Source organism: Pseudonocardia hierapolitana, from assembly GCF_007994075.1.
GTDB classification, from domain to species: Bacteria; Actinomycetota; Actinomycetes; order Mycobacteriales; family Pseudonocardiaceae; genus Pseudonocardia; species Pseudonocardia hierapolitana.
In genome coordinates this window covers 5,109,863-5,135,381 of the sequence record NZ_VIWU01000001.1, presented here as the reverse complement: position 1 = coordinate 5,135,381, position 25,519 = coordinate 5,109,863, and the positions used below count along the sequence as shown (strand labels likewise).

19 protein-coding genes and 1 pseudogene are annotated in these 25,519 nt (G+C 69.2%); 4 read left to right on the top strand and 16 right to left on the bottom strand.

Annotation, left to right across the window (positions count from 1 at the left end):
* Positions 1 to 236 precede the first annotated feature (236 nt).
* Positions 237 to 1,553, top strand: coding sequence for a UDP-glucose dehydrogenase family protein (locus FHX44_RS24455; protein ID WP_147257926.1), 1,317 nt, complete (start codon positions 237 to 239; stop codon positions 1,551 to 1,553).
* Positions 1,554 to 1,620: 67 nt separating this feature from the next.
* Positions 1,621 to 2,676 (top strand): glycosyltransferase family 2 protein, encoded by a 1,056-nt coding sequence (locus FHX44_RS24450; protein WP_342792915.1) that lies wholly within the window; start codon positions 1,621 to 1,623, stop codon positions 2,674 to 2,676.
* Here FHX44_RS24450 and FHX44_RS24445 read toward each other — a convergent pair.
* The 10 genes from FHX44_RS24445 to FHX44_RS24400 all read right to left on the bottom strand — a co-directional run bounded on the left by FHX44_RS24445 (position 2,606) and on the right by FHX44_RS24400 (position 14,277).
* Positions 2,606 to 3,298, bottom strand: coding sequence for a WbqC family protein (locus FHX44_RS24445; protein WP_147257924.1), 693 nt, complete (start codon positions 3,296 to 3,298; stop codon positions 2,606 to 2,608). The genes FHX44_RS24450 and FHX44_RS24445 overlap by 71 nt on opposite strands.
* Complete coding sequence (locus tag FHX44_RS24440; protein WP_170309024.1) at positions 3,295 to 3,933, bottom strand: PIG-L deacetylase family protein; 639 nt, start codon at positions 3,931 to 3,933, stop codon at positions 3,295 to 3,297. Before FHX44_RS24440 ends, FHX44_RS24445 begins: the two co-directional genes overlap by 4 nt.
* Before the next feature lie 25 nt (positions 3,934 to 3,958).
* Positions 3,959 to 4,798: a hypothetical protein gene (locus FHX44_RS24435; protein ID WP_147257922.1), complete on the bottom strand. Its 840-nt coding sequence runs from the start codon at positions 4,796 to 4,798 to the stop codon at positions 3,959 to 3,961.
* 95 nt (positions 4,799 to 4,893) lie between these two features.
* On the bottom strand, positions 4,894 to 6,189 hold the full coding sequence (locus FHX44_RS24430) for a nucleotide sugar dehydrogenase (protein WP_147257921.1): 1,296 nt from the start codon (positions 6,187 to 6,189) through the stop codon (positions 4,894 to 4,896).
* The gene (locus FHX44_RS24425) at positions 6,186 to 7,187 is read right to left on the bottom strand and encodes a Gfo/Idh/MocA family protein (protein WP_281287910.1); all 1,002 of its coding nucleotides are present in this window, start codon (positions 7,185 to 7,187) and stop codon (positions 6,186 to 6,188) included. Before FHX44_RS24425 ends, FHX44_RS24430 begins: the two co-directional genes overlap by 4 nt.
* Complete coding sequence (locus tag FHX44_RS24420; RefSeq protein ID WP_147257920.1) at positions 7,184 to 8,299, bottom strand: DegT/DnrJ/EryC1/StrS family aminotransferase; 1,116 nt, start codon at positions 8,297 to 8,299, stop codon at positions 7,184 to 7,186. Before FHX44_RS24420 ends, FHX44_RS24425 begins: the two co-directional genes overlap by 4 nt.
* Positions 8,283 to 8,894: an acyltransferase gene (locus tag FHX44_RS24415; protein ID WP_147257919.1), complete on the bottom strand. Its 612-nt coding sequence runs from the start codon at positions 8,892 to 8,894 to the stop codon at positions 8,283 to 8,285. The genes FHX44_RS24420 and FHX44_RS24415 overlap by 17 nt, the downstream gene beginning before the upstream one ends.
* Entirely contained in the window at positions 8,891 to 10,273 is a 1,383-nt protein-coding gene (locus FHX44_RS24410) for a sugar transferase (RefSeq protein ID WP_170309023.1), read from the bottom strand. The genes FHX44_RS24415 and FHX44_RS24410 overlap by 4 nt, the downstream gene beginning before the upstream one ends.
* A 358-nt stretch (positions 10,274 to 10,631) precedes the next feature.
* Positions 10,632 to 11,537, bottom strand: coding sequence for an SRPBCC domain-containing protein (locus FHX44_RS44035; RefSeq protein ID WP_212612627.1), 906 nt, complete (start codon positions 11,535 to 11,537; stop codon positions 10,632 to 10,634).
* A 79-nt stretch (positions 11,538 to 11,616) separates the two neighbouring features.
* Complete coding sequence (locus tag FHX44_RS24400) at positions 11,617 to 14,277, bottom strand: ATP-binding protein (protein WP_170309022.1); 2,661 nt, start codon at positions 14,275 to 14,277, stop codon at positions 11,617 to 11,619.
* A gap of 37 nt (positions 14,278 to 14,314) precedes the next feature.
* On the opposite strand from FHX44_RS24400, the gene FHX44_RS24395 reads away from it, so the two are divergent.
* Both FHX44_RS24395 and FHX44_RS24390 read left to right on the top strand, forming a co-directional pair.
* Complete coding sequence (locus FHX44_RS24395) at positions 14,315 to 14,977, top strand: phosphatase PAP2 family protein (RefSeq protein ID WP_170309021.1); 663 nt, start codon at positions 14,315 to 14,317, stop codon at positions 14,975 to 14,977.
* Positions 14,978 to 15,026: 49 nt separating this feature from the next.
* Entirely contained in the window at positions 15,027 to 16,331 is a 1,305-nt protein-coding gene (locus FHX44_RS24390; protein ID WP_147257915.1) for a glutamate-1-semialdehyde 2,1-aminomutase, read from the top strand.
* Between the two features lie 8 nt (positions 16,332 to 16,339).
* Here FHX44_RS24390 and FHX44_RS24385 read toward each other — a convergent pair whose 3' ends face one another.
* The 6 genes and pseudogenes from FHX44_RS24385 to FHX44_RS24360 form a co-directional block, all read right to left on the bottom strand.
* Positions 16,340 to 17,665, bottom strand: coding sequence for a class I SAM-dependent methyltransferase (locus FHX44_RS24385; protein WP_147257914.1), 1,326 nt, complete (start codon positions 17,663 to 17,665; stop codon positions 16,340 to 16,342).
* 208 nt (positions 17,666 to 17,873) lie between these two features.
* A pseudogene (locus FHX44_RS24380) lies at positions 17,874 to 19,296 on the bottom strand (IS1380 family transposase).
* A 594-nt stretch (positions 19,297 to 19,890) separates the two neighbouring features.
* Complete coding sequence (locus FHX44_RS24375; RefSeq protein ID WP_147257913.1) at positions 19,891 to 20,652, bottom strand: hypothetical protein; 762 nt, start codon at positions 20,650 to 20,652, stop codon at positions 19,891 to 19,893.
* 716 nt (positions 20,653 to 21,368) lie between these two features.
* On the bottom strand, positions 21,369 to 22,175 hold the full coding sequence (locus FHX44_RS24370) for a hypothetical protein (RefSeq protein ID WP_147257912.1): 807 nt from the start codon (positions 22,173 to 22,175) through the stop codon (positions 21,369 to 21,371).
* The gene (locus FHX44_RS24365; protein WP_170309020.1) at positions 22,172 to 22,888 is read right to left on the bottom strand and encodes a class I SAM-dependent methyltransferase; all 717 of its coding nucleotides are present in this window, start codon (positions 22,886 to 22,888) and stop codon (positions 22,172 to 22,174) included. Before FHX44_RS24365 ends, FHX44_RS24370 begins: the two co-directional genes overlap by 4 nt.
* Before the next feature lie 1,089 nt (positions 22,889 to 23,977).
* Positions 23,978 to 25,264 carry an IS4 family transposase gene (locus FHX44_RS24360; protein WP_212612626.1) on the bottom strand — a complete coding sequence of 429 codons (1,287 nt, stop codon included), beginning with the start codon at positions 25,262 to 25,264 and terminating at the stop codon, positions 23,978 to 23,980.
* Positions 25,265 to 25,519 lie beyond the last annotated feature (255 nt).

Sequence of the window (25,519 nt, the reverse complement as noted above, 5' to 3'; positions counted from 1 at the left end):
GCAAGCCCGCGACAGCCGGGGAGCGGTGGACCGCGGGCGGAATGCCGGCCGAAGCCCGAAGAAATCGGTCCACTGGATGGATCCGCCTTCTGCTTGCCTTCATCTCGCCGGGCGACCACCGGTCGGTTCCTGCCCGACGCCCCCGGATCGACGTCACTCAGCCATCCGCCTGAGCGCAGGTGCGGCGGCAGGCCCCTGACCTGCACGAGGGCCTGAACAACGGAGAGGAGCGAGGCATGTTCGCGAGGCGCATCGCGGTCATCGGCGCCGGCTACGTCGGACTGACGACTGGGGCGTGTCTCGCCTCACTCGGGCACAGTGTCGTGTGCGCCGATGTCGATGCCGCGAAGGTGGATCGGCTCCAGCAGGGGCAGGTGGACATCCGGGAGCCCGGCTTGCCGGATCTGGTGACCGAAGGGGTTGCAGCAGGTCGGCTCTCCTTCGTCGTCGGCGCGCGTGCGGCGATGTCCGGACCGGCCGGGCCCGTCGATGTCGTCTTCCTCTGCGTCCCGACCCCGATGGGGGTAGGCGGCATCGCCGACCTCACCGCTGTCGAGGCCGTGATCGACGAGATCCGCGATGCACTCCCACCCGGCTGCGTCGTTGTCAACAAGTCGACCGTCCCGGTGGGCACCGCGACCAGGACCGTAGAGCTGCTCGACCGCGACGAGGTCGCCGTCGTGAGCAACCCGGAGTTCCTGCGCGAGGGGTCGGCCGTCCGCGACTTCCTCAACCCCGACCGGATCGTGGTCGGTTGCGACACACAGAACGCCGCCGAACGGGTCGCGGCGCTCTATGCGCGGCTCGGCGGGCCGACGGTGCTCACTGACGCCGCGAGCGCGGAGATGGTCAAGTACGCGGCCAACTGCTTCCTCGCCATGAAGCTGTCCTACGTCAACTCGCTGGCGGAGTTGTGTGAGCGACTCGGCGCCGACATCGTCGACGTAACCGAGGGAATGGGCTACGACCACCGGATCGGACAGGCGTTCCTCAGCCCGGGACCCGGCTGGGGCGGATCCTGCCTCCCCAAGGACACCCACGCGATGCTGCAGGTCGCCGACTCCGCCGACTTCGAGTTCCGGCTGCTGCGCGCCGCCATCGAGACGAACACTCGGCAACGCCAGCGCATGGTCGAGAAGGTTCGGCTCGCTGTGACGGGCTCCCGCACCGGAACGCTGTCGCGGACCCGACTCGGGGTGCTCGGACTGACCTTCAAGGCAGGCACCGACGACCTCCGCGACTCACCGGCACTCGCGGTGGCGGCTATGCTCCGGCAGGCCGGTGCGGAGCTCCTCGGCTACGACCCCGTTGTGCCCGCGTCCGCGAGCTCGTCCGAGTTGGCATCGATCACCGTGGTCGACGACCCCGCGGCGAGCGCAAAGGACGCCGACGCGCTCGTCCTACTCACCGACTGGCCGGAGTTCCGCAGCCTCGACTGGTCCGAGCTCGCGACCGTCGTCCGTCGGCCGATCGTCATCGACACCCGCAACCTGCTCGACCCCGATGTGATGCGGCGCGCCGGATTCACCTACCACTCACTCGGCCGACGCTGAGCCGCGGCGTGGCCGCGACCCAAAAGGCGACCAGGCAAAGGAATTCCGACCAGAAACCGAGGCCCCCGTGTCGAACGATGTCATCGGAAAACCTCACGTAACGGTGATCATGCCCATCCGCAACGAGGAGCGGTTCATCGCGCGCAGCCTCGGCGCCGTGCTGGGCCAGCACTACCCGCCGGACCGGATGCAGGTGCTCGTCGCCGACGGGATGTCCGAGGACTCCACCCGCGCTGTCGTCGAGGACCTGGCAAGGACGCATCCGCAACACGTGGTTCGGATCGTGGACAATCCTGGACGCATCGTCCCAACCGGGTTCAACGCCGCACTCGCGCTCGCCGACGGCGACGTCATCGTTCGTGTCGACGGTCACACCGTCATCGAGCCCGACTACGTCGCCGAGTGCGTCCGAGCGCTCGATCGGTCCGGCGCAGACAACGTCGGTGGGCGGATGGCGGCGGTTGGCGACGGCCTCGTCGCCCAGGCGATCGCCCTGGCGACCTCATCGCCCTTCGGCGTGGGCAACTCCCACTTCCACTACGTCCGGGGTGAGAAGTGGGTGGACACGGTGTACATGGGTGCCTGGCCCCGATCTGTGTTCGACCGCATCGGACCATTCGACGCCGAGTTGGTCCGCAACCAGGACGACGAGTTCAACTACCGCCTGAGGTCCGAGGGTGGGCGGATTCTCCTCACGGACAGGATCCGGTCGGTCTACTACAGTCGCAGCTCATTGCGGACGGTCTTCCGGCAGTACCGGCAGTACGGCATGTGGAAGGTCCGGGTGCTGCAGAAGCACCCTCGGCAGATGAGTGCACGCCAGTTCGTGCCCCCCGCGTTCGCCGCGACGCTGCTGGCCGGCACGGTGCTCACCCCGGCCAGCGGTGCGGCGCGACGAGGACTGCTCGCCACCATCGTCGCCTACGGACTCGCCGCAGGGGCGGCGTCGGTCTCGATCGCCCGCGAACACGGCTGGCGACACCTGCCGGTGCTACCAGCCGTGTTCGCGGCGCTGCATGTCGGCTACGGCATGGGTTTCCTCGGCGGGCTCGTCAAGTTCCGCACGCGGTGGACCCGCCCCAGAGACGGAACCCGACGTTCGCGAGGTAGTCGAGGCAACTGAGCCCTGGGGCGAACGGCGGGAACGCTTGCGGGTACTCGAACGGCTCGAAACGGTGGTACTGCAGCTTCACTCCTTCGGCGGGGAACATCTCCGGCTCGAGGTAGTTGCTGCCGCTGGGACCGGACAGGTACGTCTCGCCGCCGACCGCTTTGGTCAGGTTCAGCATGAGCCGCGACGAGCTGCCTTGACAGCCGAGTTCCGACGCCATGAGCAGCTGCGTCGTGATACCGAGGCGCTCGACGACGCCGCGGATCAGCGCGGTGTTGAAGTCCGCGAGGTTGTGCAGCTCCTCCTTGGCGTAGATCGGATCGAGGAAGTCCAGCACCTCGTCGCGGTGCGGAGCCTTGGCGAGCACGCTCTGCAGCGTCCGGAGGTGCACGCTCCGCCAGCCGCGGCTTTCGTCGATCTCGACGTCACGGGTGAGCTGGTCGTACCGTCCCTTCGAGATGACGGGGATCGTCAGCCACTGCGGCCCGCCAGTCCCTTTGATCTTCGCCCGGTTCTGGTACCCACGCTTGATGAACTGGACCGAGTCCAGCAGGACCATGACGTCGGAGTGCACCATCTTGTCGAAGAACCCGAGCCACGGTGCGAAGTTCGGTTGGTGCACCGAGACGATCACAGACGGATCCTGATCATCTCGTACGCCTCGGCGAACTCGGTCTTCACCTGCACGCCGCGGACCCTCGCCATCGACTCGATGAAGTCGTAGCGGAAGTACGGCCTGGCCATCTCGAGCTGGCTCTCGTACTTCGTCAAGGCGGCCCACTTCCGGCGGAGGTGCTCCTCCTGGAGCACCACGAACGCCTGAGTCGGGAACGTGATGTGGTTCCACGGCAGCTCGTAGCCCATGATCGTCAGATGTCGGAACACCCGGACGCACTCGTTGTGGACCACGGCGTGGTCCTGGTGCAGGTCGGTTCCGGACGGCGAGAGGATGACCTCGGGCTCGAGCTCCCGGTTGAGACGGACCATCTGCTCGAGCACCTCCTGACGGTGGTAGCCGAGCTCCCGGACCGGGTAGTCGAAGATGAACCGGTTCGCCCGTGGGACGCCGATCTCGTCGAGCGCCAGGTGGCACTCGTCCTTCAGGCGGTACTCCTTGGAGCCCGGAGGCAAGGATTTCTCGGCGGTCGAGAACGCGGCCGTGAACATCTCCGCGCCCTCGTCGATCCAACGGGCCATCGTGCCCCCGCAGCCCAGCTCCGCGTCGTCCGTGTGCGGGGACAGGACGAGAACTCTCTTCGGCGTGATCACGACGTGGCTCCCCCCTTCGTCCGTTTCAGTTGACGGCGAACTCCGCGACCATCCCGAGAGCGGCATGCGGAGGGCCCGTGCCGTCCGCCGTCGGCGTCGTTCCCTGCGGGACGGGGCACGCAACCCCGTACCGGCCGGGGATGAGGGTCATGAACTCGGTATCGGCGGCGCCCGGGCTGGCACTGATCTCTCCGACCGAGGTGAGCACGACATCCCTCTGGTCGTCCGGCAGCAGGACGAGCTCCGGGAAGGGCTGTGGAACGCCCTCGTTGATCCGGTACACGTCCAGCTCGTGCGTCTCCGCACCCTGGTTGGACATCGTGAACGCGACGGTGCCCGCCGGAAGTGCCGGAGGGATGCCGTCGAACCGGTACTCGACGGCAGTGACCCGGACCTGTTCGAACCGGCACTCGGTGATCATGAACGCGCGCAGCCTGCTCGCCGCGGTGTCGTATTCGGGAGTGTTGAGCGGTGCCTCGTCGTTGGTGGCGACGGCATAGCGCGCCTGCCGAGCGATCGTGGCGATGTCCTGCTGCAGGGCGGGGGGCACCGACTGCTCCATCGCCGTCAGCGGCGGCTCCAGCCGCGCCTGGTACTCGTCGAAGGCGGCCGCCACGTCCTCCGGGGGAGGTGGCGGGTTGGGGACGTCGGGGCCGTCGTTCACCACCGCCGCGAGGTCGACCGCAGCGGTGCAGAACCCGGCCGTCTCCGCGGGCAGCCCCTGCCCGGTCGGCGGAACCGGTGCGTTCGGGCCCGGGCCCGTTCCTCCCCCGCCACATGCGGATGTGACCACGGCCAGCAGAAGCACCAACGCTGACGCGGCGCCTCGGCGCGGCACCGCGCGGATCTCGGTTCTCGCGACCATCCCGGCCCCCTGGGCTCGCGAACTGTGAGTCGCCCAGTATCTGCCCCAGCCAGCTGACGTGCACCGCCCGAGACCCGGCTCGACAGCTGCAGGCCTCATCTGCTGCCGCGACCCAGGCGCAAGACCGGTACTCCGGGCCACCGCGCGGGGTCCAGGACCCCCCGTCCGTCGAGAACCACCTTCACCCCGGGTAGGTCGCTCGGCGTCAACTCCTGGTACTCGACGTGGTCGGCCTGCAGCACAGCGGCGTCGACGACCGTGCCGGAGCGGTACGGCTCCAGGCCGAGACCGGAGAGCTCCTCCGCGGTCAGCAGGGGATCCTCGACCTGGGGCCGTGCTCCGCGCCGGCGCAACGCGTCGACCGTCGCGAAGACCCCCGAGAACGCCGTCTCCTTCACCCCGCCCCGGTAGCACGCGCCGAGCACCACGACGACCGCTCCGGTCAGGTCGCCGTACCGCTCGGCCAGCATGTCCACACAGCGTTCCGGCATCGCCCGATTCGCCTCGCGAGCAGCACGCACGATCGTCGCCGCCGGGTCACCACCCAGGTAGAACCACGGGTACACCGGGATGCAGTGGCCGCCGACCGCGATACCGGGACGGTGCAGGTGGCTGAACGGTTGCGAGTTGCAGGCCGCGGCGACCTCGAGGAAGTCGACGCCGATGCTCTCCGCGTACAGCGCGAACTGGTTCGCGAGGCCGATGTTCACGTCGCGATAGGTCGTCTCCGCCAGCTTGGCCAGCTCGGCGGCTTCCGCCGACCCCAGGTCCCATGCCCCGTTCCGCCGCGGGAGGTCGTCGCGTTCCTCGAAGTCGAGCGCGCTGTTGTAGAAGTCGACGGCGCGCCGGCCGCTCTCGTCGTCGATACCGCCGACGAGCTTGGGGTACCGGGCGAGGTCACGGAACACGCGGCCGGACGACACGCGCTCCGGGCTGAACGCCAGGAAGTAGTCCCCTCCGGCACGCAGCCCGCTCGCCTCCCCGAGCCGAGCGGCGATCCGGTTGCGCGTCGTACCGACCGGGAGTGTCGTCTCGTACGTGACCAGCGTGCCCGGCCGCAGGCCACGGCCGATGTCCCGGGTTGCCGCGTCGATCGCGGAGAACTCCGGCTCCCCACGGGCATCGACGTACAACGGGACCACCACGACGACGACCTCGCCGGCCGCGACCGCGGCGGCGGTGTCCGTCGTCGCCTCGAGAAACCCGTCCGCGACGACCTTGGCGAGTCGCTCGTCGAGATCGGCCTCGTTGGGGAAGGGGGGTCGCGCGTCCTCGACGGCCCGGATCACGGACTCGTCGATGTCCGCCCCGACGGTGTGATGGCCCCGTCCGGCGAACTGCACGGCGAGCGGGAGCCCGATCTTGCCCAGGCCCACGACGGTGACTCTCACAGGACGACCTCGACGGTGCGGCCCGCCCTGGCGGACTCGCGCATCAGCTCGGCCACCCGCACGGTGACGAGCCCCTCCTCCAGGGATACGACCTCCGCGGCCTCACCACGGACGGCTGCCACGAAGTTCGACAGTTCCGTGGACAGCGGTTCAGGTTTGGGGATCGCGTACCTGATCATGTCGCCCTCGGTCACCCCGCGGAAGGACGCCACCCGGTCCCACTGCACCGGCTCGGACCCGTTCTTGAAGAAGGTCAGGTCGGCCGTGACCGTGTCGGCGGTGAAGCACCCGCGCTCGCCCGTCACGGTCGTCACCCGTTCTTTGAGCGGCGACAGCCAATTGACCAGGTGCGTCACCACCACGCCGTTCTCCAGCTCGGCGACGGTGCTCACGAGGTCCTCGTGCTCGCGCCCGCTCCGGTGAGCGGTGCGCGCCGCGATCGAACGGTACGACGATCGGGTCACCCACGCCGTCAGGTCGATGTCGTGACTGGCCAGGTCCATGATCACACCGGAGTCGGCGATGCGCGCGGGGAAGGGTCCCTGGCGCCGGGTGAAAACCTGGTAGAGCTCGCCGAGCTCTCCGTGGTCGAGCCGTAGGCGCATCTGCTGCAGGGCCGGGTTGTACCGCTCGATGTGCCCGACGCAGCCGACCACTCCGGACCGCTGGAAGGCCTCGAGGATCTTCTGCGCCGACTTCGAGCTGTGCGAGACGGGCTTCTCGATGAGCGTGGCGACGCCGGCCTCGGCGAGCTCGAGCGCGATCTCCTCGTGGGTGCCGGTCGGTGAGGACACCACACACAGGTCGATCCCCCGCCGGACGAGCTCCGATACCGACTCCACCACCTCGAGACCGGTCGCGGCGCCACGCTGCCGCACGTCCTCGCGCGCGTCGACCGCCGCGACGAACTCGACGCCCGGCAGGCTCCGGAGCACACGCACGTGATGGCGGCCCATATGACCGAGGCCGACAAGCCCCGCGCGCAGGATGCCGTTCACGAGGACACCGCCCTCTCCACCGCGTCGATGATGTGGTCGAGTTGCGCCGCCGACAGGTTGGGGTGGACCGGCAGGGAAAGGACCTGCCTGGCCGCCTCAGCCGTTCGGGGTAGGTCGAGATCGAGGTCGTAGGCCGGGAGCCGGTGGATCGGGGTCGGGTAGTAGACCCCGGTCGGCACGCCGAGTTCCGACAGCCGCGCCACGACGTCGTCGCGGCGTGGCGCACGGACGGTGTACTGGTGCCACACCGGCTCCGCCGCAGGTGCGACCGAGGGCAGCACGAGACCCGAGCGTGCCGCCACCGCGCCGAGGGCCTCGGTCAGGAACGCCGCATTGCGCCGCCGGGTGTTCGTCCATTCCGGAAGACGGCTCAGCTGCACCCGACCGATCGCCGCCTGGAGGTCCGTCATGCGGGCGTTGTAACCGACCACTTCGTTGGCGTACCGCTTCTCCATGCCCTGGTTGCGGAGGAGCCGGACGCGCCGCGCCGTGGCGTCGTCCGCGCACACCACCATGCCGCCCTCGCCGGTGGTCATGTTCTTGGTCGGGTAGAAGCTGAAGGCCGCAACCGGTCCGAAGGTGCCCACCGGCCGGCCCGCCAGCCGGGCGAGATGCGCTTGAGCCGCGTCCTCCACGATGGCGAGCCCATGGGCGTCCGCGATCTCGGTGAGCAGCGCCATCGCGGCGGGGTGGCCGTAGAGGTGCACGGCGACGATCGCCGCCGTCCGCTCGGTGATCGCCGCGCGCACGGCATCGGGATCGAGATCGAAGTGGCGCGGCTCGATGTCGACGAACACCGGGCGCGCCCCGGCCAGAACGACGGTGTTCGCGGTGGCGGCGAAACTGAACGACGGCACGACGACCTCGTCGCCCGGTCCGATGCCGAGCGCGAGCAATCCGAGCAGGAGCGCGCTCGTGCCGGAGCTCACCGCGACACAAGGTCGCCCGGCCACGTGCTCGGCGAACTCCGCCTCGAACGCCGCGACCTCCGGGCCCTGGGCCAGCATCCCCGATGCGAGAACCCGTTCGATCGCCGCCCGCTCACCGTCGCCGAGCTGGAGGCCACTCGCCGGGATCGGCTCGATCCCGATCTTCTCAGGTGCGGAAGTCATCCAAGTTACCGTCCACTTCGTGGTAACGCTCTCCGGTCTGCGGACAGCTCCACAGACCGTCGTCCCCCTGCCGCAACGGCACGCCCGCCCGCCCGACCCACCCGATCCGGCGCGCCGGCACCCCGACGACAAGCGCGAAATCGGGGACATCCGACACGACGACGGCGCCGGCACCGACCATCGCCCACCGTCCGATGACGACGGGCGCGACGCAGACGGAGCGGGCACCGAGCGACGCGCCCTCGCGCACGGCCACACCGACGGGCGTCCAGTCGTCGCCGGACTTGAGCCGGCCGGCGCTGTCGACCGCGCGCGGGTGGAGATCGTTGGTCAGCACAGCCGCCGGCCCGACGAAGACCCCGTGCCCGAGCGATGCCGGCGCGTACACGAGCGCGTAGTTCTGGATCTTGACGTGGTCGCCGATCGTGACGCCGGGACCGATGCAGGCCCCCCGCCCGACGGTGCACGAACGACCGAGGCTCGCACCGTCCTCGACCTGGGCCAGGTGCCAGATACGGGTGCCGGGGCCGATTCGCGCGGTGCCGGCGACGTCGGCCGTGGCAGCCACCTGGTGGGTGTCCGGCTCCGCCGTCACCTGAGGAGCCCTGTCAGGGTGCGTGCGAGGATCCGGAAGTCACCTCGCAACGTCCAGTTCCTGACGTACCGGAGCTCGATGGCGAGCTTCTCCGGCAGGAGCTCGTTCAGGTAGTAGGTCTCGATGTCTGGCGGGTTGATCCGCTCGATGTACGCCTCCTCGTCGCCGAACCTGAGAAACGCGAGGCTGGCCAGGCCGGGTCGCACGGCGAGCACCTTCCGCTGCTCGGCCGAGTAGTAGGCGGCGTAGCGCGGATCCTCCGGACGCGGGCCGACGAGGCTCATCTCGCCCTTGACCACGTTGACGAGCTGAGGCAGCTCGTTCAACTTGGTCACGCGCAGCCAGCGGCCGAACCGTGTGATGCGCGGGTCGCCGGCTCGGGTGAGGCGTGGCCCGCCGTCACCGGGCGCCATGGTCGTGAACTTGAACATCGTGAAGATCTCGCCGCCCAGCCCCACGCGCTTCGCCCGGTAGACGACCTCACCGCTGGTGAGCATCAGCACCAGAGGGATGACGACGAAGGCCGGGAGGAAGACGATCAACGCGATCAGGGAGAGCGTGATGTCCACGACGCGCTTGGCCCTGCTCTCGACCGCCGCCGGGAGGCGCGTCACCGCGCGGCCGCCGCCCCCCGCCGAGCCTGCCTGCGACGGGATCAGCAGCGCGGCCGGCACGGGCTTGAGCAACTCGGCCAACGGCGCGACGACCTTCACCTCGAGGCCGGCGTCCGCGGCGACGCGCGTGATCTCGCGGATCGCGACGTCGTCGACGTGGTGGCCCGTGATCGCGAGGAGATCGGCCTGGGAACGGGCAGCCACCTCGGCGACGTCGGCGCTCGTGCCCTGCACGCCGACACCGGACACCCTGAGTGCGCGCCGTCGCGGGTCGTCGTCGAGGAACGCGACCGGCAGGTAACGGGCATCCGGGTCGGTGAACATCGACCACGAGAGCTGCTGGCCCTCGACCCCCGCCCCGAAAATGATCACACGTTGCGCGGTGCTGTGATCGGGCCGTGACCTGCGGTCGCGATACAACCCCACCCCGATGCGGGATCCGACAGCGATCAAAAGCATGATCGGAGTGCCGATGATCGCGACCGATCGCGGGATCCACTCGGCGACCGATACGACGTTGGCCACGAACACGACGAAACCGCTGAGAGCGATCGCCGCCGACGTGTCGACGATGTTGTCGACGCTCCCGATGCAATGTCGACCGCGGTATACCTGCAGGGCCACCCCGATGAGGACCTGGGCGACGACGGCGACGGCGATCAGCTGCACGATCCCCGAGACGTCGCGGGCATCGAGATCGAACTCGTACCGCAGCGCCAACGCCAGGGTCAGCGCGATCGCCCATCCGATGGCGTCCCAACCCACGAGCAACAGGCGGCGAACTCGCCAGCCCCCCGAGCGGTACGGCCACCCGGCCCCGCCAAATCCCCCCATTACGACCGTTCGGTCGGTCGATGTTCCTGCGACGACCCCCCTCGTCCCCTGAACACTCCCCTGTTGCTCAGCCGACTCCCCCATGAATCCTCACAATGTCGACTCTCAGTTCTTGCGCGCTGCCCCCACTCCCGCTTAGCGATCCCACCCGGTGGAGTGTTACAGAGCTCACATCATGCAGATCTTGGGGCGAACGCGCACCCTTGAGTAGTCGATCATCTTCAGGGTTTTCACAGGATCGAGTGATGCACCGGCGATTATCGGCAAGTGGCCTACAGTGCGTGAGGCTCTAGTCGGCCGTTCGCCGGAAGAGGGCCTCCATCTTGTCTAGGCACTGCTCCAGGCCGGCCCGGGAGATGTCGCGGGCGTCGGGGGTGCCGTAGCCGAACTCCCGTACGGTCAGCTCGGTGCGCCCACCCTCGGCCGGGCGGAGGGTGACCACGTGCCGGACCGCGCGCGGCACGCCCGGCGGGATGGCCTCGTCCGGCAGCAACGCCCGGTCCGCGTCGGTGAAGTCGAGCACGAACTCGAGCCGCTCAGGAGCCCGGACCTCCTGGTAGGTCCACGTGTTGTACATGTCCTGTCCGCCGTACTCGGCTGGGGCGCGCATGCAGACGAGCGAGGTGCCGCCCTCCCGCACGTCCATCTCCGCCAGCGGCGACGTGAAGCCGGTGGGCCCCCACCAGCGCATGACGTACTCGGGCTCGGTCCACGCCTTCCACGCCTCCTCGAGCGGGGCGTCGAGAACCCGGGTGGCGGCGAGGTCGTGCGTTGCGGGACCGCGGCTGCTGATCTGCTGCAGCGACCACTGGTTGCCGTCCGGGTCGCTGAAGTGCACGAAGCCGACGTTGTCGAGCGCGTCCCCGTCACGGGCCGGCCGGAAGGACGTGCCGTCCTCCGTGACGACCACCCCGCCGTTGTCCACCCCGCGCTCCACCAGCTCGGCGCGCGCGGCGCGGATGTCCGGGACGACCAGGACCAGGCCGCGCAGCGACCCCGGCACCATGTCGTCGAAGTAACCCGCCGCAAGCTGGATCGAACAGCCCGAGCCCGGTGGGGTCAGCTGGACGAACCGGTGCTCCTCGTCGGCCCGCACGTCGAAGTCGACCGCGAACCCGAGCTGCTCGGCGTAGAAGGCCTTCGCCCGGTCCACGTCCGCCACCGGGACCTGCACCACCTCGAGCGTCCACTGCATCGTCTGCCTCCTCGGTTCTCCTCCCGGGAAGCGTGCCGCCGCGGGCCTGGCCACCGGATCCGTGGCGACCACGCGACCGTCACGCGGACGTCACGTGCTCCAGCTCGGCCCACCCCTCTGCGGCGCGGTCGGGCAGGAGCAGGAGGGTGGCGGCGCGCTCGAACGCGGCGCCGATCCGCTCGAAACCGGCGACGGCGGCGGCGAGCGCGTCGTCGTCGCCGCGCAACCGGCCCGCGGCGCGGGCGAGGCAGGCAGCGGCCCAGGGGTGTCCGGCCGTCACGGCCTCGGCCGCCGCCAGCCGGTCGGCGGCGTCGGGCCGGCCGGCGACCACGGCCAGCTCGGCGTGCGCGGCGACCGCGTACGCGTGGTAGCGAGCTCCGGGGGTGCGGGCCGCCGGCTCGGGAACGCCGGCGGCGAACCCGACGTGCACGGCGGTCCGCGCCGCCGTGAACACGCCGAGCGGGGCGTGCTGGAGGTGGAAGACGTTCCCGGTCCCGGCCTCCGCCGCGCGGGCGTTCCACCGCGCGGCCTCCTCTGCGTCGCCGGACAGCCCCCACGCGAGCGCCGTGAACTGGGCCGATCCGGGCAGCCACACCGCGGGCGGGCGCCCGGCCCGCTCCCAGCCCTCCCACATAGCCGGTGCCCGGGGGCGCGCCCACCCGAGGTCCCCGGCCAGCACGAGCGCCGGCAGCACCGTGCTCACCGACAGGTGCGGGGAGTCGCCGTGCACATCGCCGTCGAGGATTCGGCCGGCGACCTCGAGAGCGGCCGCGATCTCCCCGGCCGCCACCGCGTCGGCGCACGCGACCGCGAGCACGTCCTCGATCTCGGCCGCACCCTCGGGGGCGGTGGGGTCGAGCGCCGGCACGAGCGCGAGCCGCTCGGTGGAGAGCCGGTGCGCGTCCTGGAGACGGCCGTCGACGACCGTGGCGCCGCGGAGCGCTCCGAGCGCGGCGCTCAGCAGCAACGGGTCGCCGGTGCGCCGGGCTGCGGTGACGGCCTCCTCGGCGAGCGCGCGGTCGGGCGAGAGCTTCTCCGCCCCCGCGTTCCACGCCGCCGCGATCGCGAGCCGCGTGGCGGCAACCGGGTCCGCCCCATCAGCGGCGCCGGTCGCCTCCGCGAGCAGCCCGCGCAACCGCTCGTAGGGCACCTCGACGGCGAACGTGGCGGGGCAGCGGCACGCCAGGTCGACCGCCAGCGCCAACGCCGTCGCCTTCGCGTTCCCGTCGGCGGCGACCCGGCCGGCCTCGACGAGCAGGTCGTACGCGCCGCCGGTGTCGTGGCCCACCTCTGCGCACTCCGCGGCCGAGCGCAGGTCGCGAGCCTGCTCGTCGGGAGTCCCGGCGTGCGCCGCCGCCTGCTCGTAGCGCGAGCGCGCCTCCTGCAGGAACCCGCGCGCGTGGGTGATCCGCCCGAGCGAGCGCGCCAGTGCGTGTGCCTCCGGGTCGGGCTCCGGCGGGTAGGACGCGAGCGCGTCGCGCAGGTCGTCGAGCACGAGGTCCACCTCCGCGCGGCTCGGCTTGGTGAGCGCCGCGGCTCGATCGACCGCCCACACCCGGTACCGGTGTTGCACGTCCGCGGTCTCCCCCGCCTCCCGCAGCTTGTCCGCGGCCACGGCCCGGATCGTGGCGAGCAGCCGCCACCGACCCTGCTCGTGCACCACGAGGCTCTTGTCCACGAGCCGGCCGAGCACGTCTGCGGCCACCGGGAGTTCGACCCCGCCGACGGCCGCCGCGGCCGGCAGGTCGAACCCGCCTGCGAAGGCGGCGAGCCGGCGGAACAGGGCGCGCTCCTCGTCGTCGAGCAGGTCGTGGCTCCAACCGATCACCGCGCGCAGCGACCGGTGCCGCACCTCCTGGCCGCGGCCCCCGGCGAGGAGCCGCAGGTAGTCGCCGAGGCCGGTGAGCAGGCCGGGTGCTCCCAGCGCCGCGCTGCGGGCCGCCGCGAGCTCGATGGCGAGTGGGAGCCCGTCGAGGCGGGCGCAGAGGTCCGTGACGGCGCCGGGATCGATGGGTGCCACCGCGCGGTCGGCGAAGAGCCGCTCGGCGTCCGACCCCAGCGGAAGGGGGCCGACCGCCACCACCCGCTCCCCCGGGACCGCGAGCCGCTCCCGGCTGGTGGCGAGCACCGTGACCGTGGGACAGGCGGCGAGCAGGCGCTCGACGAACCCGGCCACCGCGTCGACGACGTGCTCGCAGTTGTCCAGCACGAGCAGCGAGCGGCCCCGGCTCAACCTCCCGCCGATCGCGGCCTCGAGCGGCTGCTGCGGTCCCTCGGCCACGCCGAGCGCGGCCGCCACCGCCTGCGGCACCGAGTCGCCGCGGGCCGGCACCAGGTCGACGAACGCGCCGCCGAACGGGAACGCCGCGGCAGCGGCCGCCACCACCGCAAGTCGTGTCTTGCCCACGCCACCCGGCCCGGACAGCGTCACCAGCCGGTGCTCGGCCAGCGCGGCGAGCACCGCGGCCTGCTCGGCGGCCCGCCCGACGAACGACGTCCGCGCCGCAGGCAGCCCCGCCACCCCGCCCGGTGGCGGCGCCGGGCCGGCCTCCGGACCCACCAGCGCAGCCAGCTCCCGGCGGTCGGCCACCCCGTACTTGCGCAGCAACGACGAGACATGCCCCTCGACCGTGCGCACCGACAGGTGCAGCCTGCCGGCGATCTGCGCGTTGCTCAGGTGCGCGCCCACAGCCGCGAGAACCTCGGCCTCTCGGCCGGAGACCTCGACGGGATTCGCCATCGGTCTATTTTCGCCGACGCGCGGTAGCTTCGATGAGGTGTCGGCCATCGCTCCCCGCCCGGATCGGGCGATCCTCCCGCCCGGGCTGCACGCACCGGCCGCGGCCGTCTCGGTGCTAGCGCTCCTCGTCTTCGGCGTGTTCGCCGCGCGGTACGCGGACGACTCCACCGCAGGCCGGCTCGACCGGCGCGTCCAGCGGCTCGTCGGCTACCCGGACACCACACCGTCGCTGCCCGACATCGTGATCGCCTCCGGCGGCCTGGATGGGACCGTCGTGCTCGCGGTGGTGCTCTGCGGCATCGCGCTCGCGCTCGGCCACCGCAAGCTGGCCGTGCTGGCGATCGTCGGGCCGGGGCTGACCGGCGTCGCGACCACGACGCTCAAACCGATCATCGGACGGACGATCGACGGGGAGTTCGCCTTCCCGAGCGGCCACACCGGCGGGGCCACCGCGCTCGGCGTGGTCGCCGCGATGCTGCTCATCGTTGTACTGCGCACCCCAACCGGTGCAAGCGCCGTCCTCATCGTGACAGGTGCGGTGCTCTTCGGAGGCACGATGGCACTCGCGCTCGTCGCCGGCCGGGCCCACTACGCCACCGACACCCTCGGCGGGTTCTGCGTGGCGGTCGCGGTGGTGCTCACCAGCGCGTTGGTCATCGAGCGATGGCCCCGCGAGTTACCTCGATGGGGAGCGCGATAGCCCTCGGTCCATCATGGCTGTGGTGATCCATGACGACGAAGGTGCACGCATGACGGACCCGTCCCTGCCGAAGTCGGCGGCGCTGAACGCCCGCCTGCACGCCGCGGTGCCCGGCGGCGCCCACACCTACGCCAAGGGCGACGACCAGTACCCCGAGAACCTCGCGCCCGTGATCTCCCACGGCCGCGGCGCCCACGTCTGGGACGCCGACGGCAACCAATACATCGAGTACGGCTCCGGCCTGCGCGCCGTCTCCCTCGGACACGCCCACCCCCGCGTCGTCGAGACCGTCCGCCGCGAGCTCGACAAGGGCAGCAACTTCGTCCGTCCCGCGGTCATCGAGGTCGAGGCCGCCGAACGGTTCCTGCAGAACGTTCCCACCGCCGACATGGTCAAGTTCACCAAGAACGGCTCCGACGCCACCACCGCCGCCGTCCGGCTTGCCCGCGCCGCCACCGGCCGCACCCTCATCGCCCTGTGCCGCGACCACCCCTTCTTCTCCACCGACGACTGGTTCATCGGCGGCACCCCCATGTCCGCCGGCATCCCAGACCAGGCCACCGTCACCTTCCCCTACGGCGACCTCGACGCCCTCTCCTCGGTCCTGGAACAGCACGAGATCGCCGCGATCTTCCTCGAAGCCGCCACCCAGACCGAGCCGCCGCCCGGCTACCTCGACGGTGTCCGCGACCTCGCCACCCGCCACGGCGCCATCCTCGTCTTCGACGAGATGATCACCGGCTTCCGCTGGAGCGAGCACGGCGCACAGGGCGTCTACGGGGTCACCCCCGACCTGTCCACCTTCGGCAAGGCACTGGGCAACGGCTTCGCCGTCTCCGCCCTCGCCGGCAAGCGCGAGCTCATGGGACGCGGCGGGCTACGCACCGACGAGGAACGCGTGTTCCTTCTCTCCACCACCCACGGCGCAGAAACCCACTCCCTCGCCGCCGCCATCGCCGTGATGGACACCTACGCCGAAGAGGGCATCGCCGATCAGCTGCACTACCTCGGCGACCGACTCGCCGCCGGGGTCCGCAAGGTCGCCGCGAATGCAGGCGTCGCCGACCACGTCGTCGTCCGCGGCCGGGCCAGCAACCTCGTCTTCGCCACCCTCGACGCCGACGGCGAGTCGTCGCAGGACTACCGCACGCTGTTCCTGCGCCAGCTCATCACCGGCGGCGTGATCGGTCCGTCCTTCGTGGTCAGCGCCGCGCTCAGCGACGAGGACATCGACCGCACCATCGACGTCGTCGCCCAGGCCTGCGCCGTGTACCGCGAGGCGCTCGACAACGGCGATCCCAGCCCCTGGCTGGGCGGCCGGCCGGTCAAGCCGGTGTTCCGCCGCTACGCGTGACCGACTGATCAGAACACCGGGTGTTCGAGCGGACGATCAGCCGGCGCGGGCGACACCACCTCGAGTTCCGGAATCGGGAACACCAGCTTGCCGCCCCACTCGCGCACGTAGGACAGCTGGTCGAGCAGCTCGGCGCGCAGGTTCCACGGCAACACCAGCACGTAGTCCGGACGATCAGCCGCGATCCGCTCCGGCGCGTGCACCGGGATCCGCGTGCCCGGGGTGTATCGCCCGTGCTTGTACGGGTTGCGGTCCACCGTGTATGCCAGAAGATCCGGCCGGACGCCGCAATAGTTCAACAGCGTGTTGCCGTTGCCTGACGCCCCGTACCCAACGACCTTCTTCCCGGCCCGCCGTGCCTCGATCAAGAACGACACCAGATCGTCGCGAACCCGCGACACCGCCTCGGCGAAGCCGTCGTGCCCACGCGCCACGTGTAGTCCTGCGGCCTCCTCCGCGGCCAGCACCTCGGTCACCCTCACGCTCGGCTCCATGGCGCACTCGGTCGGCCGCGCCCAGATCCGGATCGCCCCACCGCGGATGTCGACCAACTCGACGTCCACGACCGACAACCCACCCGTGGCCAGCGCCCGCTGCCCGGTCAGCAGCGTGAAGTACTGGAAATGCTCGTGGTAGATCGTGTCGAACTCGGTGCGCTCCACCAGGGTCAACAGGTGCTGCACCTCGATCGACGCCCACCCGTCGTCGGCCACCAGCGACCGCAGCCCCCGCGTGAAGTCGGTTACGTCCGGGACGTCGCCGTACACGTAGTTCGCAATCACCAAGTCGGCCGGACCGTGGATCGCCCGCACCAGAGCACCGGTCTCCGCCGTGAGGAACTCGGTGAACGTCGGCGCCCCCTTCTCCCGCGCTGTCTCCCCCACGTTCACCGACGGCTCGATCCCCAGGCACCGGATCCATCGGCGCACCAGGTGCTGCAGCAGGTAGCCGTCGTTGCTGCCCACCTCGACCACGAACGAGTCGAGCCCCAGCCCGAGCCGCCGGACCGCGTCCTCGACCAAGGTGCGGGCCTGCTCCACCCGTGACGTCGAGTACGAGGAGAAGTAGGGGTAGTCGGTGAACGTCTCCTCCGGCGTGAACAACGGCGGCAGCTGCACCAGCAGGCAGCGTTCGCACACCCACACCTGGAGCGGGTAAGACACGTCGGGGGCAGCCACCGCCTCGGGAGTGAGGAACAGCTCGCACCGGGGTACGACCCCGAGGTCGAGGAACCTGCGCAGCTGGTTCGAGCCGCACAATCGGCAGGTGCGCCCGGCGGGACGCTCCAGCGGTCCGGTGCGACCGTCCTGCTCGGCAACAGCCGCAGCGGACATGGCGCCCCTCCCCCGCGTCGTCATGGTTTCGGCGTGGGTCTGACGTCGCCACCTCGGGCACCTTCGTTAGCCCCGGTGATTCATGAGGCCCCGGTGCCAGCCTCGGCCTCGTGATCATCTCCGGCTTTCCGGGTGGGATCGTGCGGAAGCATCCGGCCTGCCGTTCTGCCGGGTGCCTTGTGCCGTTCGTGTCGATCGGGAGTGGAGTTCAGCCGGCAGGGACGGGCAGGGCGTGGAGGCGGGCGAACGCGGACGTGAGGTCGATCGCCCAGGGCCAGATCCCCTGGATCCTGGCGAAGGTGCGGCGCTGACCTCGGGTGATGCGGGCGGCGACGTGCAGCAGCCGGTAGCGCAACGTCTTGGGCTCGGCCTTCGCGAGGGCGCCGTCGAGGAGCAGGTGCCGGGTCCAGGAGATCAGATCAACAGCGAGCATCACCACCGTCAGCCAGGCCGAGTTGATCGCGAGGGTGCGGGAGGGGAAGTGGTTCAGTCCGGTGTCCTTCGCGGTGCGGATGCGGTCCTCGACGCGGGCGTAAGCGCGGTGGCGGGCTTCGAGGAACGCCGACTGTCCGGCGGGGGTGTCGGTGGCGAAGCAGGTGTAGCGCCAGCCGTCGCGGGTTTCCATCAGGTCCAGCTGTGCGCCCGGGTGCGGGCGCTCGCGGCGGACGATGACCCTTGTGCCCCTTGGGTAGCCGTCCAGCGAGGCGGCGGGGAGCAGCCCGGTGAGCTCGGCGAGCCCGGCGCCGTCACGGTGACTGCCGTCGGCCTCGACCGCATCAGCCCACACCTTGTTCGGGACCGCGGCGATCGCGGCGCGTTCGCGGTCGGTGATGGCCCAGCCGACGGAGAACTCCACGGCGACCGCCTTGGCCTGCTGGTCGCGGCCGTGGGCGTGGGCGTGGGCGAGGAAGGCTTTCGTGCAGCCCGCGATGTCGGCGCGGATCAGAATCGGGCGGCCGTGGCGGTGTGGGTCGGGGATCTGGGCGAGGGCTTGGTCGAGGACCTGGATGTGGTCGGCGGAGGTGTTCGCGCCCGCGTTGCCGCGGCGTAGCACGCCAGCGAGGAACTCGGAGGTGTTGTCGCAGAACGCGAGCAGCGGGTGATAGCCGAAGGGTTCGCTTCCACGTCGGCGCGGCCTGTTACTTCTCCGAGTGGCAGATCACGATCGTCGCGTCCAGGTCGATGACGAGCAGGTTGAGCTCGTGTCCAGCGACCCGGGCCGGCGGGAACGCTCGCCCACGGTGTTCGGCGTGCTGGTCCCAGACGACCTCCCGCGCTCGGGCGCGAGCCGCCGCCACTGCCGCGAGCACGCTGCCGTCGAGGCGATCGAGCAGCCGCCAGCACGTCGAGTCCGACGCCACCTGGCCGAACAGCTCCGCCTGCTCGCCCGGCACCGCGATCTCCGAGATCGTCGTCGCGCCGCCGGCGACCGCGACGGCGAGGTCCACCAACACGCGGCCCGGGTCATGGCACGCCCGCGCCGGTCGCAACGGGTCCAGGGCCTGCGACAACTCGCCGGTCAGGGTGGTCCGGTCGGCGACGTCGGCCGGCAGGCGCGACCCGGCGTGCGACACCACCCCGCTCCCGTCGGCGATCACGATGATCTTCGGACGGGTGGTTGTAGCCTGCACTCGGAAAGTGCCTCCTCAACCGCGGCGGACATGGCCCTCAGCAAGCCCTGTCTTACCTGGTCACGAGGCACTTTCTTCTTTCGGGGGTCACCTACCGCGGAGCCCGCCATGAAGAGTCCGGGTTAACGCGATTCCGCGACGGGAGTGGCCTCGCGACGTGATCCTACCAGCTGGCGTTGATCGCATCCGATTCGCCGGGCTCCTCGGCACCTGGCGCCTGCGCAGCCGCGGTCAGTGAGGACTGTCGACCCTTGGCCATTCCGAGCGGGCACGTAGGGAGGGGTCGCGGCCGCAACGGGGTGGCAAGCGATCCTCTGGGCAAAGGGGGGAGGGCTACGAGCCTCACGATCTCGGTGGCATGAGAATCGACGGAGCCCGCGCGCTCCTCTTCGGCTACCCCGGGTCGGCAGCCCGTTTGACCAGGACCGACCTGTTCAATTCCTCCGAGCGCGTTGCTGTGCCCACGGCTGATGGAACTCATCGCTCACCCGCTACGGCGCGGCTACGTCCTCTCGCGCCGGACTCGGGTGGGCGACGACTCGTCACAACGGTGAAGCGAGCGCTGCGAGGGCGGGCGGACGTGATGATCAACGCTCACCACCGCAGCCACTCCCGATACCGGTAATGCCACTGCGTTAAGTCAATGTATTGCCTAGCCGCATCGTTGTACCATTCACCTGAGTAATGCCAGCCAGCGCATCCCCATAAATCACCTGCCGCGTAACTGGAATCGAGGTAGGTGATGTAGCCCTCGAAGCAGCCGCGCAGGACCGCCAGCGAGTAGTCGACGTTGAAGGCCGTATGGTCGCGCGAACCCGGCCACGATCCCGGACGGGTCGTGTACTTCAGCTGGAGGAGGCCGAAACTCGTAGGGCATGGCACCTCGTAATCGCCGAGACACAGCGCAGGGTCATCCACCAGGTCCCCGACGAACGATTGCCGCCAGAATGTCTCGGACACCGCCATCGCCCGCACGACGTTGGCGTCGATGCCCCACTTGCAGGAGCCCCACGCGATGATCTCATTCGTGCTACCGGTGAACTGACCATTTATCCGCGGTACGTACTCCTCGTTCACCTGCTGTGCCCAAAAGCTCGGCCACGCTGGCAGCGTGAGCCCGCCGGGGGTCGAGTTGTTGGGGGCTGTGTTCTCCGGCCGCACCTCGCGTTCGAGCCCGGCTGCACTCACGCGCTCAGCGCACTCCTTGTCGGAGGGGAGTTCCGCGCCTACCGGCAAGGTCGGGAACTGGGGGTCGGCGTCGTTGAGGGTGAAGGCCGGAGCCCCACTCCGGTCCTCGATGAGATCCTCGACGATCGCCGCGATCAGCACTGCGAGGGCTGCCACGACCACCAGCACAGTCCGTCTGATGTGCGTCGATTGGTGCATCTGCGCTCGCTCGAAACGACACGATGGCTGGCCATGCCGGCGGATTCAACATCATAGCCGGCTTGCAACGCGACGAGGGTCGCGCCTCGACCCCAGCGATGGCGAGGTCGACGGCGTCAACCCGAGTCTACCTGTCTGCGTTCTCGAACCAAGCGGTGCTGCGGCGACAGCCGCTTGCAGCTCCGCCGCGAGGTCGATCCCATCGTGCTCGAACTCGACCGGCACCCCGACTGCTGCGCGCGCAGACGAGATGTCCTCCCAGGTGGTGCCGGCCCATGCCGTATCCGTGGCCGCCGAGGTGGACAGGCAAGTGGTCTCACTGATGATCTCTAACTGAGCAACTGCTGATCTTCTTCCCGGTGACGGAGCGGGCCAGATTGGTCGGCCTGCCGTTCTACCGGTGCCTCGGCGCCGCGGGTTCAACCGCCCGGGGCTGATCACAAAGCGGCTGACCGCGATGATGATCGCGAACAACCAGCTCACGCTCTCCCGCGCCTGCGATCGCGGGTAGCTCGCGCTCACCGAGCGCCGCCAGCCGGCGCCGACATGTGGAATCCGCCGCAACCTACCCGAACAACGCAGTCGTCATCCTCGGCGACCGCTGGGAGCCGTGCCGGACGGCGAAGTCGGCGATGCGAATGGAGACGGGTCAGAGCAGGAGTACGGGGCGACTCCATTCTTTACCTTCACCGTGCCCTCGTGATCAATTTGCCGAGGAGGCGCTCAGGCTGGGCGATGAATCGTGCTGCGGAACCGTACCAAACGGTGCGGAGCAGCCCTCCCCGCCTTGTCGTCGAGGCGCGGAGCGCGGCTACGGCAGTCCAGTGGATGACCTCCAAATCGACCGCAGGCTGGTTGTCGATGTCTATCCGTCTAGAAAGCCGAAGCACCTTTTCCACGAGCCGAACAGACTGCTGATGTCGGAGCCTGCAATGCAGCGTCTTAGGGCGGGCGGCCTCAAACGCGGTCGAACCGAGGAGGTTTCCCAGGCTGACGTCAAGTGGCGGCAGATCGTTCAAGCTTTTCACAACAACAGGATCAAAGATATCAGGAACGCCAAAGTCGAAGAATGTAACTAGCCCTGACGGCACCTCAACAGCCATGTTGCGGAGATGGAGGTCGTAGTACGGCTCGGAGAACGTCAGGACATATATACGCAAGGCGTCGACGATTACCGCAGCAAGTTGGTCGAACTGTCGCTCAGTAAGAAGTACTCCCGCGAGATGGCTCGTAAGCGGCGCGCCTACTGCCCGTTCCATGCGGACGAAGGGAGGGCCTATCAGGTTTACTTCTATGGCCTTTGGGCAAGTAGCCAGTGCATATGTTGACAGGGCCGTGCGGTACCGAGACAGATGGTCAAATTCGCGCTCGGCAGCGTACCGCTCGGCAATCAGGTCCGGGCCGGTGAAGGTCTTCCTGACTGTAGCATTGTCGGCCTCTAGAGTGACAACTCTGCCAGGCTCGCACTGAAGCACTTCATCCATAACGGTCACTGCCGGCGGGCAGCCACGAACAGCTCACGAGCGAGCGTGGCTCGGCCGAGGACAGCGTCGAGGGCCCGCTCTGCGACAAGGAGTGACCGAGCGAGGACCGGTCGCGACGCTGCCCTATACACAATATCAGGACTCTTGTTGGAGCCTGACACCTCCAAGAGGTCGCACTCAAGACTCGTGACCAACTGCACTAGCTCGGATCGTGTTGTGCCGAAGTAGGTGATCGAGTAGCCACGCGAGAGGTGGCTGATGGATCGATCGTTGCACATGCTAAGAATAATCACTCCGCCCGGACGAAGACGAGCGGCCAATTTGATCAGAATTTCGGACCAGTTGCGACTGTACTTCAACATTCGAATGGCAGTCACCACGTCGTAAGCAGCTTCCACCGGAGGGTCTTCGATAGAGAGGTCACACACGTGCAGAGCCGCCACCTTGGGGTGGCCTCCGAACTTCTTTCGGCAAATCTCGATCATTTTCGGTGAGATGTCGAGACCGACTAACTGACTGACGTTTTCACAGCAGAGGAGGTGCTCGCTGATGCGGCCGTTGCCGATGCCCACGTCAAGAACGGTCAGGCCGCGACGGCTAGGAATATGACGGTCAATGAATGCAAGTTCTAGCCTGCTTACGCCGCTTCGCGCGGGATGAGACCAGTTGTCGCTATACGTGCTGCCTACGCGGTCCCAGTGCTGCTGGTTGGAGTACTCCATTGTCGCCCTTCTTCCACTTTCCGCGGATGCGCCCGCTCGGCCACGAGACGAGAATGGTGCTGTACTCGTCCCCCGCCGCTTGGCCGTTACAGAGCTTGACATCAAGAGGCCAAGATCGGACTGTATGCGTGATCAGCGGGCGATTGACCTTACCGCCAGAGGCAGTGGTGATGCGATTTAGCAACTCGTGCCGGGCAACGTCCCTGTCCGCGCATGGCCGCTGCCGAGCTGGCGCTGTTGACCATCGTTCCGCCACCTCGATCGGTTGGGACTGCCAGTTGGATGCGCTGGGCAGGACACCAGATGCTGCGGCCCGGCGGACGAAGGCAGCGAAGTCATCAAGCGCGCCCGGCAAATGATCGGTGGCGTAAAGGCCAACGGATCAAGCGGGTCTGGCACCGACGCCAGCAGCAGTGCCACGTCGTGACCTGGCCGGAGACGTCGTGGCCGATCGCAGCACAGGCGTCGTTGACCGAGCGCACCCGGGCCGCGGCCGCGTTGCGGGTCGGCCGCGGGAAGGAGTTCGCGGCCGCGGGGGCCCGCCGTTTCCGGCCGACTGGCGCGCAAATCATGGCTTCGTTGATGTTCGCGGTGCGCGACCCACGGACGCGCTGACAGAGGATCCCGGCCAGCTCGACTGGATCGCAGCAACGAGGGTGGACGAGATCGCGTTCAGCGCGGACACGACCACCGGCACGACCGAGTTCGTGACCGGGATCGTGGCCTGACCCGTCGGCCGGGCGCCGCCGCTCACTGCTGGACGTCGTCGAGGGCCGCTACGTGGCAGTGTTGCCTGCCGGATCACGCAGCGCGAGCCGGGATGGCGGGCGGACCGGGCGGCGGCGTATATGGATCCGTCCGGTCCAGGCGGGGCTAGTCCCAAGGCCGTGTAGTTAGTCGGTTGTTGTGATCGTCAAGGGTCTGTCGCTGCCAGGATGTTGATGGCCGTGGTGGCTTCGTAGCTGGTCCGGTCGATCGCTGGGCCTCGGGCTTGGTATTTGGAGATGGCCCGTTTGACGATGCGGGGACACACCCGTAGTCGGCGGGTGGGCATGAGGTTGGCCAGGACGTGGCGGCCGATTGTGCCGATCAGGTCGATGACTGTGCCGGCGATGACATCGGCGGCCTGGATGAGTTGGTCCGGGCGGTGTGCCAGGCGATGGTGAAGCTGGCGCGGTCGGGGTCGGTGTCGGGTCGGGTGCTGGTGGCGTCGGCGATGGCGGTGCGCAGTAGTTGGTAGACCACCAGCAGGGCGTAGACCTCTTGCTCGACGCCGGTCGGGGTGCGGGCGCGCAGCACGCGTCCGCCGAGGATGCTGGATTTGAGTTCCAGGTAGGCGGTTTCGATCTCCCACCGCTGGTGATACAGGGTGATCAGGTCGCTGGCGGGGTAGCGGCGGTGATCGAGCAGGGTGGTGGCGAGCCGGTAGACACCGGTGTGCCGGCCCGCTGTGGTGGTGATGGTGATCTCGGCCTCGATCACGCGCACGGGTAGGGCAGCGAGGGTGGACAGGTAGGAGCCGTCGGGGTAGCGGGCCAGGACCGGCATGGTGCGGCTGTTCTTCAGCCGCACCAGCACCTGGGCTCCGGTCGCTGCGATCTGGGCCAGTAGCCCGGCCGCGGCGAAGTTGCGGTCGGCCAGAAGGATCATCCCGGCGCGCAGGCTGGCCAGCAGGCGGGGCGTGTAGGTGGTCTCCCCCGCGGTGGTGGGGCCGAACACGGCGTCGATGAGGGTGCGGGTGCCGCAGGCCACCAGTGCGACCAGGCGGATCTGCGGATAGCCGCCGCCTCCGTGGTTGCCGCGCTGCTTGGTGAAGCGGGTCAACATCGCGGGGCTGTCGGGCACGGTCAGGGTGGTGCCGTCGATCGCGCAGACCAGCAGGCCGCGCCACCACGTTCCGGGCTGGCGGGAACTGGCCGTCGGGGTGCTGGCCGCGGGGCCGCGCAGCAGGTCGAACAGCCACCGCAGCGGTGCCGCGCCGATGCGGCGGCGGGCCTGGGCCAACCCGGCGCCGCTCGGCGTGGCGGTGGTGATGCCCTCCAGCCCGGCGACCAGCTTGCGCCACACGCCCAGATACCCGACCTCGGGGAACAGGCAGGCGGCCAGTAGTAGATAGACCACGACCCGGGATGGCAGGTCCCGCAGCCGCGACTGCGTGGTACGGGTGGCGCTCAGGGCCTCATCGACCATCTCGAACGGAACCTGCTGGGTGAGCTCGCCGAGATGGCCGGGAGCGAACCGGCCCCCGGCCACGGTCGTGGTGCGAGTGATGACAGACTTGGTGTCCAACGGAGTTCTTGCTTCTGGTGATCTTGGTCGACACCGTTCTAGCAGGAACTCCGTTGCTTGTTTCCAGGGGTTGACAACCCCACACACCCCTCAACTACACGGCCTTGGTACTAGACCGCCGACTCCGGCAATCTGCGAGTACATATCCGGCGGTTTCGGGGGTTCGGCCCGATCTGTGCCACGTTGTCAGAACACGGAGTACCGTCGCCTCTCTACGTTCTGCGGATGGCCGGATTGCGGCGCTCCTTGTCAGAACAAGCGCACCGACGAAGCAGTGGTCCTTCCCTGACGGCGGTTGTGCTGTCCGCTCGGCTCGATCGGTAGTACGACGCTTTCGACTCC